Source organism: Lentibacillus sp., assembly GCF_035301675.1.
Classification (GTDB): Bacteria; Bacillota; Bacilli; order Bacillales; family Amphibacillaceae; genus Lentibacillus.
On sequence record NZ_DATGTT010000027.1, the window covers coordinates 1 to 16,716 of the forward strand.

The following is a 16,716-nucleotide window of genomic DNA, read 5'->3' on the forward strand; positions in this document are numbered from 1 at the left end:
ACTTCAAAGCTCTGAATGTTCCATGTTTTTACATAAATCCTGACGGGTAAAGGAATTACAACGACTAAAATGTCTTGTAGTAAAATTCGGATGGTAAATCAGGAGGCAGCTATTATGAAAGCGTCAGTCGCAGTTACTGAAATTCTGGAAGATTGGAATATCAATCATGTTTACGGCTATCCGGGTGATTCAGTCAATAATCTCATAGAATCACTGCGTAAATCTGAAAATAATATTGACTTCATCCAGGTACGTCATGAGGAAGTCGCCGCTTTGTCAGCATCGGCAGAAGCAAAATTCACAGACAATGTGAGCGTATGTGTGTCAATAGGCGGACCTGGCGCTATCCATTTACTAAATGGCATGTATGATGCTAAGAAGGACAGTGCACCAATGGTTGTCATTACCGGACAAATTTCGCACGATTTGCTGGGAACAGATAATTTCCAGGAAGTAACACTGGAAAGAATGTTTGATGACGTAGCCATACTCAATCGAAGGGTCACTTCCGGAAAACAATTACAGCCATTATTAAAGCAGGCATTCAAAGAGGCTTATGATCAAAAAGGTGTGGCCGTTTTGTCGGTCCCGGATGATGTGTTTCTGGACTCTGTTAATCAAAAGTCATTAAGGTCAACGATTGTGCCTGAATTCAATATTTTTCCGACCAGGGATAATATGGATCAGGCAATTTCACATCTGGAGCAGGCAAAGAAACCTGTCATTCTTGCGGGTAAGGGCGCCCTGGATGCCAGAGAGGAGCTGGTGGCGTTTGCTGATAAAATCGCGGCACCGGTCGTTGTGTCTTTAAGAGGAAAAGGCGTGCTGCCTGATGAACACCGGCTGAATCTAGGCAACTTGGGACAAATTGGCACAAAACCGGCCTATGAAGCAATGGAGGAAACAGACTTGCTGATTCTAGCCGGTACATGTTTTCCATACCGCGAATTTTTGCCTGATAATGCATCTGCTATTCAGATCGATATCAGCCCTGATAAACTTGGAAAATGGTATCCTGTTAATGTTGGACTGGCAGGAACAGTAAAGGAAGTATCACAGCATCTCACTGAACAGGTAGCTGACCAAAACAACCGCAACTATCTAAAAGCATGCCAGGAAAATATGGATAACTGGTGGACACATATCGATAATATGGTGAATGCTGAGAATGATCGATTGCTGGGGGCTCATGTCATCAACGGATTGCATGATTTTATCGATGATGATGCTATATTATCGGTGGATGTCGGAAATGTCACGACGTGGACGGCAAGATTCCTGAGAATGACGAATCAGCAGTTTATCATATCAAGCTGGCTGGCGACCATGGGGTGTGGACTGCCTGGTGCGATTGCTGCGAAACTGAATGCTCCTGATAAACAAGTGGTAGCTATCTGCGGGGATGGCGGTTTTTCAATGGTGATGCAGGATTTCATGACAGCAGTTAAATATCAGCTTCCGATTACAGTGATTATTTTAAACAATGAAAAGATCGGAATGATTAAATATGAGCAGGAAGAACTCGGAAATATTCCGTACCAGACAGATTTACAGCCCTTCAACTATGCAACATTTGCTGAGGCCAGTGGAGGTAGAGGCTTTAGCGTGGGCAGTACAGACGAACTTTCTGATGCATTACAATCAGCCAAAAACAGCAGTGTGCCAATCATTATTGACGCACAAATAGAGGACAGTGCACCACTGCCGGGTAAAATTGAATGGAGCCAGGCAGTTCAATATTCAAAACATTTATGGAAAAAAATGATCGAAAACGAAGGGCAGATGGACATGCCGCCGTTAAAGACGGTATTAAAGCGATTATTCTAAGAACAACTTTTTTGAAGGATTGGAATTACTGGCATTTGTTTTATATAAGAGGTGTTTTATAAATGGCGAAAAATTGGTTTGAGATTGGATTTATTATCTTTATAGCACTATTGATACTGGTGCCGGCCGTTTTACTGCTGCGGCTTTATATTCATGATGTGAAACAAAAAGAACACTCAGTCCTGAGAAATTACCCGATTCTGGGTAAAATGCGTTATATTTTAGAAAAAATGGGACCGGAGCTGAGACAGTATTTGTTCTTAAACAATCAGGAAGGTAAACCTTTTAACCGGAATCAATATGAAATTGTCGTTAAGGCGGGGAAATACAACAACAGCATGATGAGTTTTGGCGCTGAACGGAATTTCGAAAATGATGGGTTCTATTTAGTGAATAATATGTTTCCTGCAGTGAAAGAAGAGTTAAAGATCGGCCAATCTCCAAAAATTAAAACGCGAGTTTATGAGATTAATGAAGAAAATTTATTCAGCCGTAAAGAAAAAAGTAAGCACACCGAAATTGAACCAGCCTTTCTCCATGATGACGACAAGGTGGTTTTGGGAGAGCATACAGTTCGTTATCCGTTTCGGTTAAAAGGTCTGATCGGTCAATCAGCCATGAGTTATGGATCATTAGGTGACCGTGCGATAACAGCTCTGTCCAAGGGCCTTGGCTTGGCTGGGGGAAGCTGGATGAATACCGGTGAAGGGAGCGTTTCGCCTTATCATCTGAAGGGGGATACTGATATCATCATGCAAATCAGCCCCGGTTTTTTTGGTGTCCGTGATAAGGATGGTCATTTTTCCTGGGAAGAATTTAAGAAACATGCCGGGACGGAGCAAATAAAGGCGTTTGAATTAAAACTCGCTCAGGGTGCTAAAACACGGGGCGGCCATGTAAGCGGTGATAAAGTAACAGAAGAAATTGCAAATATTCGCAAAGTGGAGGCGGGAAAGGATATTAACAGTCCCAATCGATTCCCGGGCATCTCAGGCCCGGATCAGTTGCTCTCATTTCTGGGGCAATTAAGGGATGTCAGCGAAAAGCCGATTGGCGTTAAGATTGTTGCAGGTGATGAACAGCAAGTGGATCAGTTTATCAAGGCTATGGCCGACACAGATACTGTGCCCGATTTTATAACTGTCGACGGGGGAGAAGGCGGTACAGGAGCTTCGTTTTATGCATTGGCCTATTCAGTGGGGCTGCCGGCATTTTCCGCACTTCCACTAGTGGATGAAACGCTTAAGAAATACGGGCTGAGAAATCGAACAAAAATTATAGCTTCCGGTAAACTTCTCACGCCGGATAAAATCGCGATGGCGCTCTGTCTTGGAGCGGATCTGATCAATATTGCCAGGGGGTTTATGATCTCGACAGGGTGCATCATGGCACAGGTATGTCATACAAATACTTGTCCTGTCGGCGTAGCAACAACTGACGAAAAGCTGCAGAAGGCATTGGACATTGAGGAGAAAAAATATCGGGTGGCCAATTACCTCATTACTCTAAGAAATGATTTGTTTAATTTGGCTGCTGTGGCGGGCTTGGACAGTCCGACGAAATTTAACCGTGATCATCTTGTATACCGCTCAGCATTTAAAGAATTTTCAAATTCGAATAATCAGTCGTTTACCGAATATAAATAACCTTAGGGAAATGCCTTTTATCAAACTTGGTTACTTTAAAATCTTTTTTGTCAAATTTTGAGATTTCATATTCTATTATTTGTCAATTTCCTTTATAATAGATTTAAAAGGGGATGGGAGATTGATAGATAATGAAGAAAAAAAGCCTCATGATCATAGCCTTCGTCATTATTCTCCTTGTCATCGTGGCGATAATACCAATTACCTCACAGGAAACAAAGGGTGAAGAGACGTTAAAAGCGAGCCCGCACATCGAACGGCAAACGAGTCTGTCCGCTATCGACAGTGAACAGAAGATGCGGCGGTTTACATATGATTCAGGTTTGAATTTCGAGTATCCGGATGCAGTCAGAGGCATTTACGTAACAGGGCCTTCAGCAGGCGGCGAGCGGTTTGATAACCTTGTCGACCTCGTCAGGACGTCTGATTTAAATGCGATGGTCATTGATATTAAAGAGGATCACGGAAATTTGACAATCAGCGTTCCGGAAGATTCCCCATATTCGGATGCTGCCGTCAATTATATCGATGAACCCCGGAAAATGCTGGAACATCTGGAAGAAAAAGGTATTTATCCGATTGCCAGAATAGTGGTCTTTAAAGATTCAATACTTGCTGAGCAGCGCCCCGATCTGTCTTTTAAGAAAAACGGGGAAGTTTGGACGAATAATAAAGGCGAGGCGTTTGTCAATCCATTTCAAAAAGAAGTCTGGGAATACAATCTTAAGATAGCCAAAAAAGCAGCTGAGCTTGGTTTTCAGGAGATCCAGTTTGATTATGTCCGTTTCCCGGAAGGATTTGAGGACAGGGATGACGAACTAAGCTACAGCCAGGGCGATTATAAGAATGAGGATATGAGCAATGTGAAGCGGCGTGTTAAAGCAGTGACCGAATTTGTTGAATACGCGCGTAAAGAACTGAATTATTATGATGTGGATGTATCGGTTGATATATTCGGGTACACGGCTACAATCGAGGAAGCCCCGGGGATTGGTCAGAATTTCCCTAAAATCGCGAGCAACGTTGATGTCATTTCCTCGATGATTTATCCGAGCCATTGGACGTCTTATTTTGACATTGAATTTCCGGACAAAGAGCCGTATAAAACAGTGACTGAATATGCGAAAGTTGAGAATAAGATTCTCGGTCAGCTGGACAAACAGCCTGTCTCACGGCCGTGGATTCAGGATTTCGAAGCGCCGTGGCTTTATAACGGAGCGCCAACCGAGTACGGTAAAGAAGAAGTAGAAGCACAGATTAAGGCGTTGAATGAAAACGGCATAAACGAATTCCTGATTTGGAATGCGCGTAACAGTTACACAGAAAATGTTGATTACACACCAATGAATTGAATCACATATCGGCGAATTTGATTTCTATACTTGAAAAACCGGGTTTTTATGAATAAAACCCGGTTTTTTTAATCATAATAAGTTCACAGTAAGCTAAATAAAGGAAAATAAGGGGACACAGTGCTTAAACTGATTTAACAAAAGGAAGGTTTATCGTTATAATGGAAAAGACTACTAATCGAAGGAGTAGATCTATGAATTGGTATGAAAAACTGAACAAGTACTTCCCCATCGAGGAAATGAAATCCAAGAAGCATATGGAAATGTTGATGAAGGAAAAAGGGGATGTATACCATAAGGATGAGGGACAATACCATGTCTTAATGTATGCTGAATTCGACTCATTCCTTTTTATCGACTACGTCTGGGTTTCCTCTCAAGCACGAGGAAAGGGGATTGGTCATAAGTTGATTGAAAAACTAAAAAGGCGGAATAAACCGATTATCCTGGAAGTGGAACCTGTTGATTATGATGATACGGATAGCGCCAAGCGGCTCCACTTCTATAAACGTGAAGGATTCAGCCATGCTCAGTATATAGATTATAACCGACGTTCCCTGGCTACGAATGAAGAAACACCGATGGAAATACTGTACTGGTCACCAAATGACGAACCTGAAGAAGAAATATATCAAAAAATGAAGCAAATGTACGAAGTGATTCATACGTATAAAGATGAAGAAATTTACGGAAAACCCTACCAGCCGGTTGATGAAGTTCTGAGTTATGATGAAGAACGCAATTCAAATGACATATTTGAAAACCTGACTGAGAAAGCATAAACTATAGCCTCCTGGTAATTTCAGGAACCGGGAGGCTATAGTTTTCAATTAGAGGGTTTAATTAAAAATGATTTAGGGAAGATTACAAGCAGATGGGAACATTTGGTGAACAAATATAATTTTTATCAACTTTTTTAGAAAATCCTCTACCTTTTGTTTGACAACTATAGTATAATTATACATATAAGTTATTTAAACTTATTTTAATTTAATAATAAGTTATCTGTTGTTCATGAAATGTTTATACATTCTAGATTGAGGAGTGAAGTTACATGGTAACACTTTATACCTCACCAAGCTGTACTTCTTGCAGAAAAGCTAAGGCATGGCTGGAAGAACAGGGCATACCATTTAATGAGCGTAATATATTTTCTGAACCATTGACACTCGATGAGATCAAGGAAATATTGCGTATGACCGAAGATGGTACTGATGAGATTATATCAACCCGATCGAAAGTTTTTCAAAAGCTGGATGTCAATATTGACCAATTACCGATGAAAGACTTGTTCAAATTGATTCAGCAAAATCCCGGGTTGCTGCGCCGGCCGATTATTCTTGATGAAAAACGGCTGCAGGTAGGATATAACGAAGATGAGATCCGCAGATTCCTGCCAAGAACGGTACGCACCTTCCAACTACGCGAAGCTCAGCGAATGGTTAACTGATTATCAGCAAGGATAAAAACAAAAAACGCAGATCCTTAAATACCAGGTCTGCGTTTTTTGTTTAACTGGAATCCAAGCTGTTCAAATCGATTACCCTGCAGTGTGGATATGAAGCAATGATTTTCGAGAACAGCTAGTGACAACAGGGGCAATATCAGTTAAAATATGAAATTAATCATCTGTATATAGGCATATAAATTTCCAATCACGAAGCCAGTATCATACAATGAAATTAAGGATTAATGATTGGTTATAAAAGTGTTCAAAATGGGAATATGAATAGTAATAGTATGAAATTGACTCTTCCACCATTTGGATTTGACCCTGAAAGTCATGACTCTTTTAACGAAGGGAGAGAAAAAGAATGGAAATAGAACGTATTAATGAAAATACGGTAAAGTTTTATATTACGTATGTAGATATTGAAGATCGCGGATTCCAGCGTGAAGAAATCTGGTATAACCGTGAACGGGGAGAACAGCTATTCTGGCAAATGATGGAAGAACTTAACTATAAAGAGGACTTTAACGTTGATGGTCCATTATGGATTCAAGTCCAGGCAATGGATAAGGGTTTGGAAATCGTTGTAACGAAAGCACAGATTTCCAAAGATGGTGAGAATATTGAACTTCCAGATGAGAATGGAAAAACAGTTGATATCTCAATGGACGATAAGATAGATGATGTTCTTGATGATAAGTTTGGCAAAGAAAAAGCAGACAAAGCCCCCGTGAAAGATGAAGGGGATGGCAGTCTTTCACTGATTGTCCGTTTCAGTGACTTTGAGGATGTCATTCAACTGAGTCATTATTTCATAGGCAATGATGATGAATTAGACAACATGCTTTACCATTATAAAGATGATTATTACTTGTATGTTGAGTTTCCGCAAGAAGAGGACGATGACAGGCAGGAAGACTTGCTCAGTCAAATATTTGAGTTCGCAAATGACACGGATGTAACCATTCATTTCCTTGAGGAATATGGTAAACAGATTTTTGAAAATGACACATTTGGACAAATCCGATACCATTTTCCAGCTGCGATTGGACGCTCTGAATAAAAAGAGTGTCTTTTTTTTTGCTTTTTTTCGGGCGGAATATGTTGATTGAATCTGCAGTGTGCATAGACGAAGAATAAAAGGTCAAGCCCTCCCGAAATTTATCGAATGCTCTATGGAAAAAATTATGTAAATTCCACGTTTAGATGTTATGCAGGGAAGGTATAGTTAAGTATCTTAAGGAAAGGAGAAGATAGGTATGAATTCTATCGAGCAATACGTACCTCCAGGTTTCTTGCAGGGATTGCAAAATATTATCATTGCTATCCTTGTTCTGCTGGTTGGATGGCTGATTGCCAAATTAATTAGCCGTGCTGTCGAAAAGGCTTTAAAGAAAACGGACCTGGATGAAAAGGTGTTTAACAAATTCCGCAGTAGTGACGAACCGATAAACTCCGACAAAATTATCGGTAGTACGGTCTACTACATACTGCTGGTTATTGTGTTCATTTTATTCTTTAACATTTTAAACTTGGACATGATAGCAAATCCATTATCAGACTTAATTTCGACAATATTCGGTTTTATCCCGGCAGTGCTGAAAGCAGCTCTTATATTAGTATTTGCCTGGGTGCTTGCCACTATTGTCAAATGGCTGATCGTGCAGGGCGGCAGCAAGCTGAATCTGCAAAAGCTGTTTTCTAAAATGAAAATTACTGACGACGAGGAAACAGCAAAAGGTTACTTAGAAAAAATCGGTGAGATAGTATTCTATCTGGTTTTATTACTGTTTGTCCCAGGTATTTTGAATGCACTTAGCATCACTGGTGTTTCAGAACCGTTCAGCAGTTTACTGAGTACGATGCTGGCATTTATTCCAAAGCTGGTTGCAGCTGCACTGATTTTTGCAATTGGCTGGTTTGTTGCTAAGATTGTCAAAAGCATTGTCGTGAATCTGCTGCATGCATCCGGGTCTGAAGGTCTCATCCGCAAGCTAAAGCTTCAAAATATGTTTGAGGGAACAAGCTTTGCACAATTTGTTGGAAATCTGATCTTTATCCTGATCATGATTCCGATTACGATTGCAGCACTTGAAAAATTGGAACTGGCAGGTATCACAGAGCCGGCAATTTCAATGCTGAATCAAATTATGAATATGCTGCCGAACATCCTGATAGCGATTGTACTGGTTCTGTTCGGAGTATGGCTTGGAAAATTCATTGGCGGATTTGTGCAGCAATTCCTCAAAAATGTCGGGTTTGATCGACTGACATCGAAAATGCAAATCGGCAATAAGGATGCTTCTTCATCCAAGATGACACCATCTGCTGTAACAGGCTATATTGTTCAGGTTTTGATTATATTCTTCCTGACAGTACAGGCATTGTACCTGATCAAACTGGATTTCCTGGTGGATATAGCATCAGGCATAACAGCATATCTGCCAAATGTACTGGCAGCCGTGCTCATTCTTGGAGTTGCATTAATTATTGCAAACATCGTCGAGAAAGTGCTTGTCAATTTGCTATCAGGACCGGCCATTAAAATTCTGGCAGGTTTTGCAAAATATGCGATTTTGGCACTTGCCGTATTCATGGCACTGACCCAATTAGGCATTGCCGTATCAATTGTAACCTCTGCCTTTACGCTTATTCTGGGCGGCCTGGCATTAGCATTCGGCCTTGCGTTTGGACTGGGCGGAAAAGAATTTGCCGGAAAATATCTGCGTAAATTCGATGAGACAATTGAAGAAACAAAAGTAAACGACAGAGAATAATATTCATCCAGCTAATGAGAAGCATCCGCTTAAGACGGGTGCTTCTTAAATATTTTCTGTTTTTTTGCAGGGTTTTGTTGTCCTTTGTCGAATATTAAGTTTGGAGGTGCTAATTTTATGCTGCAAGCGAAAACTGAATATGGAAACATCATTACACTGGCATCATTCACACAAAAGGAAATCTCATCATTGAAGGAACATACGCAGTTCTTTTGTCCGGCGTGTCAGGAGCCAGTCATCGCGAAAGCGGGTTCCAAAATGATACCACATTTTGCCCACACTTCGAAAAGCAACTGTCCGGTCCGGGAAGGTGGTGAAGGACCGTATCACGAAAAAGGTAAGCTGCTGCTTTATCAATGGCTTAAATACCAGCAGCTTGATGCCCAATTGGAGGCATATCTACCGACAATCAGCCAGCGCTCTGATATCCTGATTAAGCTAAAGAACAAGACGGTGGCGATTGAGTACCAGTGTGCCAGAATCCCGTCCGCCGAGATCATTAAACGCAATAAGGGTTACCAACGTGAGGGGATTGTACCCATCTGGATTTTGGGAGCCAATCAATTTAATCGCCGTAAACGGAATGAAATCGGAATTGATCAGTTTCAGCTTCATTTCATCCACCAGTTCTCTTCAGATTTTCCGCTAACATTATATTTCTTCTGTCCCAACACACTTCGATTTATTTCATTTCAGGATCTGTATTTCCCGGTAATGCAGCGGGCAATGGGGAAGATAACCATTCGCAAATTAAATGACATGGTGTTTACTGATTTGTTCAATGCTTCTTCTTTTACCCGACAGGATCTATTTCAAAGTTGGAAACAGGAAAAGCGGTCGTTCCGTATACGTCCTTCCAGACGCATGTTTGGCCGGGAACTGATGTGGAATCAATGGCTTTATGCCAATGCCGCGCATCGTGAAACCCTTCCATCCATTATTTATCTTCCTGTATCCGCACAATTTAGGATGAAAACACAGCCATGGGACTGGCAGAGCCGTCTGTGTCTTGAAATTATTCATCCAATCGCAGCAGGTGGAACATTCAGTCTTCAACGATGCATGCATATGCTGCGCCACCATGTTCGCCATTCAGCGTCATTTCCCCTGATTAATTCAAATGCAAACCCTGTTTATCAGTATCTCCAGCTCCTGGAACAGCTGAGAATCATTCGTGAGACCGCTCCCAATCACTTCACCAAGCAAAATCCGATTATCTTTTATGAGCATATCGAATCTGCCTTGAAAGGAGACGAATTGTTACTGGATCAATTTATCTCATCTTCATAAAGCAAAACACGGGCATGATTCATGAATGATTCGTTATACTAAATAATAGGCAGGAGTTTTTAACAGCAGAATAGAATATTATATGTATCTGGATTTATAAGGAGGACTCGCACATGGCAAATGCCACAAAAGAACTGCCGAAACGAAGCGAAATACCGGAAGAACGCAAATGGAAACTGGAAGATATTTTTGCAACGGACGAAGACTGGGAGAAAGAATTGGAATCACTGAAAAAGGCTCTGCCTGCAATTGAGAAATTCCAGGGGAAAATTGCTGATTCCCCGCAAAATCTGTATGATGTGCTGCAACTTCAGGATCAGCTGTCAGAGCGTCTTGGCAAATTGTTTACATACGCCCATATGCGCTATGATCAGGACACGACCAATTCAAAGTATCAGGCGATGGATTCCAAAGCGGAAAACGTCTTAACCAAAGCTTCAAGTTCAATGAGCTATATCGTGCCGGAAATTTTGGAGATGGACGAGGAGAAGCTGCGTGGATTTTTGGATGAACAAGAGGATTTAAAATTGTATGAACATGTCCTCGATGAAATTAACCGGCAGCGTCCGCATGTGCTCAATGAAAGAGAGGAAGCACTGCTGGCGGAAGCGTCGGAACCGATGTCAAGCGCATCCAATACGTTCAGCATGCTAAACAATGCCGATTTAAAGTTTCCGTCGATTAAAAATGAAAACGGGGAAGAGGTGGACCTGACACATGGCCGGTACATTGGTTTTTTGAAATCGAAAGACCGTGACGTCCGGAAATCGGCTTTTAAAGCGATGTACGATACGTATGGTGAATTTATTAACACGTTCGCATCAACCTTGACCGGCACCGTGAAAACGGACAACTTCAATGCCAAAGTCCGGAACTATGATTCCGCCCGTCAGGCGGCATTGGACAGCAATAACATCCCGGAGCAGGTGTACGATAATTTGGTTGAGGCAGTAAATGAAAAGCTTCCGCTCCTGCACCGTTACATGCGGTTGCGCAAAAAGGTGCTCGGAATGGATGAGCTGCACATGTATGATATTTATACACCGCTTGTTCAGGATGCCGATATGGACATCCCGTATGAACAGGCTCAGCAATATGTGCTGCAGGGCTTGGAACCATTGGGAGATGACTATGTCAGTGTGCTGAAGAAAGGCTTTGAAAGCCGCTGGATTGACGTCGATGAAAATAAGGGTAAACGGAGCGGTGCCTATTCATCCGGTGCATATGGGACCCATCCGTATATCTTGCTGAACTGGCAGGATAAACTGGATGATCTGTTCACATTGGCGCATGAATTGGGACATTCCCTGCACAGCTATTACACACACAAATCACAGCCATTCCGCTATGGCAACTATTCGATTTTTGTGGCCGAAGTGGCATCGACAACCAATGAAGCTCTGTTAAATGATTACTTGCTGAAAAATGTTGATGACGAGAAACAGAAGCTCTTTTTGCTGAACCATTATCTTGAAGGTTTCCGGGGTACTGTTTTCCGTCAGACTATGTTTGCTGAATTTGAACATGAGATTCATAAACGCATGCAAAATGGTGAAGCAATGACAGCAGAATCATTAACGGAGATTTATTATGATCTCAACAAAAAATATTATGGGGAAGATGTCGTTTCAGATGAAGAAATCGGCAAAGAATGGGCGCGTATCCCGCATTTCTACATGAATTATTATGTGTACCAGTACGCAACCGGGTTTTCCGCTGCAACTACACTTGCACATAACATTCTGAATGGGGAAGAGGGAGCGGTTGACCGTTATCTCGATTTCTTGAAGGCAGGCAGCAGTGATTACCCGATTGAGGTGCTGAAAAAAGCCGGTGTTGATATGACTTCAAAAGAACCGATACTGTCAGCACTCGATGTGTTTGAGGAAAAATTGAATGAAATGGAAGAATTGCTGCTGAAATAAGTTCGGCATAAACGGCTGTCACCCTCGGTGGCAGTCTTTTATTTTGTCAGCGAGTGCAAACTAGTTATAGAATCAGGACTCTGCGACACTATCAGCGGAAGGATGGAAACATCTGCAGAAGGGGCTCGGTATCAGCAGAAGAGCGGAAATATCAGCGGAAGGAACCAAGTATCAGCGGAAGGGGCTCGGTATCAACAGAAGAGCGGAAATATCAGCAGAAGATAATTTTATCGACAGAACAGCATGGTCATGGAGAATACAGGTTGTTCTGGTGAAAGCTGAATCTGAGCAGGAAGCTGAAGTTTTGCCCTAAGGTGCCCGCCTGCCCGAACCGGAAATCAACCCTGTCACTATATCGCAGTTTATGAATTAAGTGCCACAGCGCCGTATTTATGTCGGCTTTTATATGATATAATAAATTTTGGCTTAAATGACAGCAGGGTTGAAACTGCTTATGAACAACAAGGATGGGATCACTTTGACACTGAATAGGGTACTGCCGGTTCTCTTTTCCATAATGTTTCTTGTTATGGTCGGGTTTGGTATTATTATTCCAGTGCTGCCGTTCTACGCAGAGGAACTGGGGGCTTCACCGGCTGAGCTTGGATTATTAATGGCGGTTTATTCATTCATGCAATTTATATTTGCCCCGATGTGGGGAAAGGTTTCCGATAGAATCGGTCGAAAGCCGGTGATTATGATTGGTATTTTCGGGCTTTCTTTATCCTTTTTCATGCTGGCATTGTCCACAAACCTATGGATGCTGTTTGCCGCCCGGATAATTGGCGGTTTATTATCGGCAGCGAACATGCCGACCGTGATGGCATACGTTGCTGATATAACTACAGAAGATGAACGCGGAAAAGGCATGGGAATTGTCGGGGCAGCCACCGGACTGGGTTTCATATTGGGCCCGGCAATTGGCGGGATTTTCACAAATATTAATCTCGAGGCGCCATTTTATATCGCCGGGATATTATCATTTATAACACTAATTCTGGTATTATTCATCCTGAAAGAGTCAATCCATCTTTCTGAAAATAAAGCTGCCTCGAAAAATAATTTATCATGGGGCAAAGCTTTGCGCGATCCAATCGCTATGTTATATTTTCTGCAATTTTTCGTATCATTATCGCTATCCGGATTGGAGGCAACATTTGCTTATTTTGCAGCAGCAACGGCAGGACTTGATGCTGTTACATTAGGTTACATTTTTATGATCATGGGATTGGCCAGTGCCGCTGTACAGGGATCGATGGGGAAATTGACAAAGAAATTCGGGGAAGCGGTTATTATTCAGGCGGGTATTCTCATTTCAGCCGCCGGATTCGGACTAATCCTTTTCACCCAAAACTTTACGACCGCGGCTATTTTTCTGGCGATTTTCGGTGTCGGTAATGGCGTGATCCGCCCTAGTGTTTCCTCACTTTTAACTAAAAAATCCAAAATGGGGTACGGACTGGTGACTGGATATTTGTCCTCATTCGATTCACTTGGAAGAATAATAGGGCCCGTACTTGGGGGACTTTTGTATTCCGTTGCCATTGGCCTCCCTTATATTTCCGGTATTTTCTTATCCATACTGGCATATGTCCTGTTCCGCATTTTTGCATCAAAATCAAACCTGGAAGCCGGACAAGGGACACCTGCCGAATAGATCTTTATCTCGTCTTGACAGGCAGTCATCCGCGCATCCGGCCACGGTAAACATTCCGGTGTGTAAATGTGAAAATGGTTAAATAAATCGAGATAAAAAGCATTGGCAGCGTAATATACAATGGAATCAGCTGCATCAGTCCGAGTATATTCAAAAACGCAGCAATCACCATTATAATGAGAAAAACAAACGGTAGAATTTCTTTCATAGTATCCTCCTCAAGTACTGGAATCTTAATGGCTGATTTCGTTGCCATAGATCCCCTTACGGCGAAATCATGCCGCTGTTACAAAATATGTGACAAACATGTGAAATAGAACCGTGACATTTTTGTGAAATGCTGAACACGCTAATTGATAAATGAAGCGTCTATTGATACGATTAATAATGTGATATGAGTCACAAACAAAAACCCCTTTGTTTTTGATCATGAAACTTTCTCCCATCCCCCTTTGTTTATACAGAGACGGAGAATAACAGGATGTACGCTGCCCCGTACATCCTGTTTTATTTTACGGGAAAAAGAAGGAAGGCTCTTTTTCTGCTGCCTTGTGTGAACACCGACTTCTTTAAAACAAAAAACCCAAAGTTATCCTCTTTAACTTTGAGTTTCATACATCAATATATTCCCAAAATGTACCGTATTTTACCGGGATTTTTTTGACCGACTGACGCAGCTGCATTTTTTTCATTTCTTTATCGGTTTTCGCTTCTGACCAGTCGTATACAACGGATACCTCTTTACTGCCCACAACCTGATAATACTGTACAAAGTGTTCGAGCGGCGGTTTGCTCGATGGAACAGGGTCTTTCTGCAGAATCTGCTTCAATATTTCCACATAGATATCATAGGGATAGAGCCCCGAAATTTTAATGCCCTGTTCATCTGTTTTCTGATTGAAAAACACAATCGTCGGAATATAGTCCACTTCCATCTCCCGTGTCAGCTTCAAATCAGATTGGAACGCTTTTTTGGCTGATTGTGAATACAAATCATTTGTAAATTCCTCATAATCCAGATTGGCTTCTTCGGCGCATTTCAGCAAAATGGACACGTCGGATATGTTTTCTTTGCCAAGGAACGCGCTCTCCTGAATCCTTCTTAAAAATGTCTTTCCCGCTTTTTTGCCCTGCAGTTCAGCCGCCTTTATGGCAAGCGAAGCAATCCATGGCGACGTGATGTCATTTTCTGTCCATAAGTCGCCGTCACATGACATACCGGTGCGAGAAGCGGTTTTTTCCCAGATGTGCTTTAAGCGTTTTGGTTTATCAAAAATATCTTTATTTAATTCGTTTAATTGCCCGCTGAGAATCGGCTGTAAGGTGAAAAAACGCCCATACTCAATGGACAGCTTTTTTAAATAAGGCTCGAGTGACCAGCATTCGGGACATAACGGATCGATAAAAACATATATTTCAACCGGTTTTTGAACAAAATCGACGTAGCTATATTTTGACGATGTGTTTGTGTTATTTGAGCTTGATAATCCTGCCTGATTCGAACTCACATCGATTCTCCTTTCTAAAGGATGTCAGAAAATCAACAAATAGCCATAAGTAACGGAATGCCGCCAATTTCTGCCGGCTGATGAAATTCTGTTTTTGGAAACCTTGTGTATTCATTTGTCAGGTGTATTCATCATATGGTGTGCGGTCATGGTCAGTTTCTCAAATATAGCTGTACGATACGGTTCTTCAATTGCTGCTTCGTTAAGCGCTGCATTCATACATTCCAGCCATGCATCCCGGCGCTCTGGTGTGATTTCAAATGGCAAGTGGCGCCGGCGCATCATCGGATGACCCCGGTCTTCGATATACCATCTTGGACCACCGAAGAACTGTGTCAAAAATAACCGCTGTTTCCTCGCTGTTTCAGTTAGATCCTCCGGGAAAATAGGGATTAGTTTTGGATGATTTCCGACACGTTTATAAAATGCCGTCACTAAGATGTCTATCGTTTCGAATCCGCCGATTGCTTCATATATTGTTCCAGTTTTTTTCATCAGTTTGTACTCCTCATACATTTGTATATATTCTAGCAACGACAAAAAGTAAGAGCAACTAATCTGATTTGCGGTGCCGCTTATTTTCAGGGGCTGAATTGAAAAAACGCTGGATTTTGTTCGGAGTATACCGCTTGTCTATGCTGAAATCTTTCATAATGTCATTCATTGCTTTAAGTCCGGCTGTTTCGGATTGTGCTTCTATTTCCAGTTCATAATCGTCATTGCCGTGGTAAGTGCTGTAATCGAGGACCAGCAGCACATTTTTATAATCCAATTCACGGCGTCTGGTTGTCAGACTGCCATAATAAGTAAGATCTTCTGCATGGATGTTGTTGGCGGCCATCCGTTCGGCGATGTTGTTTTTCAATGTTATATTTCCGTTGAACCATTGCTCTGCTTCCTCATCAGATAACGCATCATGCGTTTCCAAAAGGCCCTGAGGGTGTGGTTCTTTCAGCGTTGATGTGAATGCACCATTCTTCTCCCTGATTCTAAGCGCACAGCCCAGTTCCTTTAACGCGAAACCAGCTGTTTCAAAGTAATGGTTGACCTGCAGTTGTGCATTTTCCGGGAAGGGAAGTCCTTCCTGAAGTCGTGTATACTCTGATTCCGTTAATAGATTTTTATATTCCATCTCAATCTCCTGCGTCAATTGGAACCCTCCATGATTAATTGTCCCTACATGCCCGGATCTGTTCAACTAACGAGGCTGGGACATGACTAATCGATCAATTCTAAGGATGAACCATATACTCCTTAAGCGAAGTATATTTCCGGAGCGGGGTA

Annotated in this window: 14 protein-coding genes; 10 read left to right on the forward strand and 4 right to left on the reverse strand. The window is 41.9% G+C overall.

From position 1 onward, the window contains the following. Positions 1 to 114: 114 nt before the first annotated feature. The 10 genes from VK097_RS04245 (at position 115) to VK097_RS04290 (ending at position 13,924) form a co-directional block, all read left to right on the forward strand. Positions 115 to 1,827, forward strand: coding sequence for a pyruvate oxidase (locus VK097_RS04245; RefSeq protein WP_324210560.1), 1,713 nt, complete (start codon positions 115 to 117; stop codon positions 1,825 to 1,827). A 62-nt stretch (positions 1,828 to 1,889) separates the two neighbouring features. Next, the gene (locus tag VK097_RS04250; RefSeq protein WP_324210561.1) at positions 1,890 to 3,473 is read left to right on the forward strand and encodes an FMN-binding glutamate synthase family protein; all 1,584 of its coding nucleotides are present in this window, start codon (positions 1,890 to 1,892) and stop codon (positions 3,471 to 3,473) included. Positions 3,474 to 3,604: 131 nt separating this feature from the next. After that, positions 3,605 to 4,825: a putative glycoside hydrolase gene (locus VK097_RS04255; RefSeq protein ID WP_324210562.1), complete on the forward strand. Its 1,221-nt coding sequence runs from the start codon at positions 3,605 to 3,607 to the stop codon at positions 4,823 to 4,825. A 194-nt stretch (positions 4,826 to 5,019) separates the two neighbouring features. Next, positions 5,020 to 5,607: a GNAT family N-acetyltransferase gene (locus VK097_RS04260; RefSeq protein WP_324210563.1), complete on the forward strand. Its 588-nt coding sequence runs from the start codon at positions 5,020 to 5,022 to the stop codon at positions 5,605 to 5,607. A 272-nt stretch (positions 5,608 to 5,879) separates the two neighbouring features. After that, positions 5,880 to 6,275 (forward strand): transcriptional regulator SpxA, encoded by a 396-nt coding sequence (spxA, locus tag VK097_RS04265; protein ID WP_324210564.1) that lies wholly within the window; start codon positions 5,880 to 5,882, stop codon positions 6,273 to 6,275. Positions 6,276 to 6,639: 364 nt separating this feature from the next. After that, positions 6,640 to 7,338: an adaptor protein MecA gene (mecA, locus tag VK097_RS04270; protein ID WP_324210565.1), complete on the forward strand. Its 699-nt coding sequence runs from the start codon at positions 6,640 to 6,642 to the stop codon at positions 7,336 to 7,338. Positions 7,339 to 7,534: 196 nt separating this feature from the next. Beyond that, entirely contained in the window at positions 7,535 to 9,052 is a 1,518-nt protein-coding gene (locus VK097_RS04275) for a mechanosensitive ion channel (protein WP_324210566.1), read from the forward strand. A 117-nt stretch (positions 9,053 to 9,169) separates the two neighbouring features. Continuing rightward, complete coding sequence (locus VK097_RS04280; protein WP_324210567.1) at positions 9,170 to 10,342, forward strand: competence protein CoiA; 1,173 nt, start codon at positions 9,170 to 9,172, stop codon at positions 10,340 to 10,342. A 113-nt stretch (positions 10,343 to 10,455) separates the two neighbouring features. Further along, the gene (pepF, locus tag VK097_RS04285) at positions 10,456 to 12,267 is read left to right on the forward strand and encodes an oligoendopeptidase F (protein ID WP_324210568.1); all 1,812 of its coding nucleotides are present in this window, start codon (positions 10,456 to 10,458) and stop codon (positions 12,265 to 12,267) included. Between the two features lie 454 nt (positions 12,268 to 12,721). Continuing rightward, positions 12,722 to 13,924: an MFS transporter gene (locus VK097_RS04290; RefSeq protein WP_414672154.1), complete on the forward strand. Its 1,203-nt coding sequence runs from the start codon at positions 12,722 to 12,724 to the stop codon at positions 13,922 to 13,924. A gap of 25 nt (positions 13,925 to 13,949) precedes the next feature. On the opposite strand, the gene VK097_RS04295 is transcribed toward VK097_RS04290, so the two are convergent. The 4 genes from VK097_RS04295 to VK097_RS04310 form a co-directional block, all read right to left on the reverse strand. Then, complete coding sequence (locus VK097_RS04295; RefSeq protein WP_324210570.1) at positions 13,950 to 14,132, reverse strand: hypothetical protein; 183 nt, start codon at positions 14,130 to 14,132, stop codon at positions 13,950 to 13,952. Positions 14,133 to 14,535: 403 nt separating this feature from the next. Then, entirely contained in the window at positions 14,536 to 15,432 is an 897-nt protein-coding gene (locus tag VK097_RS04300; RefSeq protein WP_324210571.1) for a ClpXP adapter SpxH family protein, read from the reverse strand. A 111-nt stretch (positions 15,433 to 15,543) separates the two neighbouring features. Next, complete coding sequence (locus VK097_RS04305) at positions 15,544 to 15,927, reverse strand: globin domain-containing protein (RefSeq protein ID WP_324210572.1); 384 nt, start codon at positions 15,925 to 15,927, stop codon at positions 15,544 to 15,546. A gap of 58 nt (positions 15,928 to 15,985) precedes the next feature. Next, the gene (locus VK097_RS04310; RefSeq protein ID WP_324210573.1) at positions 15,986 to 16,582 is read right to left on the reverse strand and encodes a CYTH domain-containing protein; all 597 of its coding nucleotides are present in this window, start codon (positions 16,580 to 16,582) and stop codon (positions 15,986 to 15,988) included. Positions 16,583 to 16,716 lie beyond the last annotated feature (134 nt).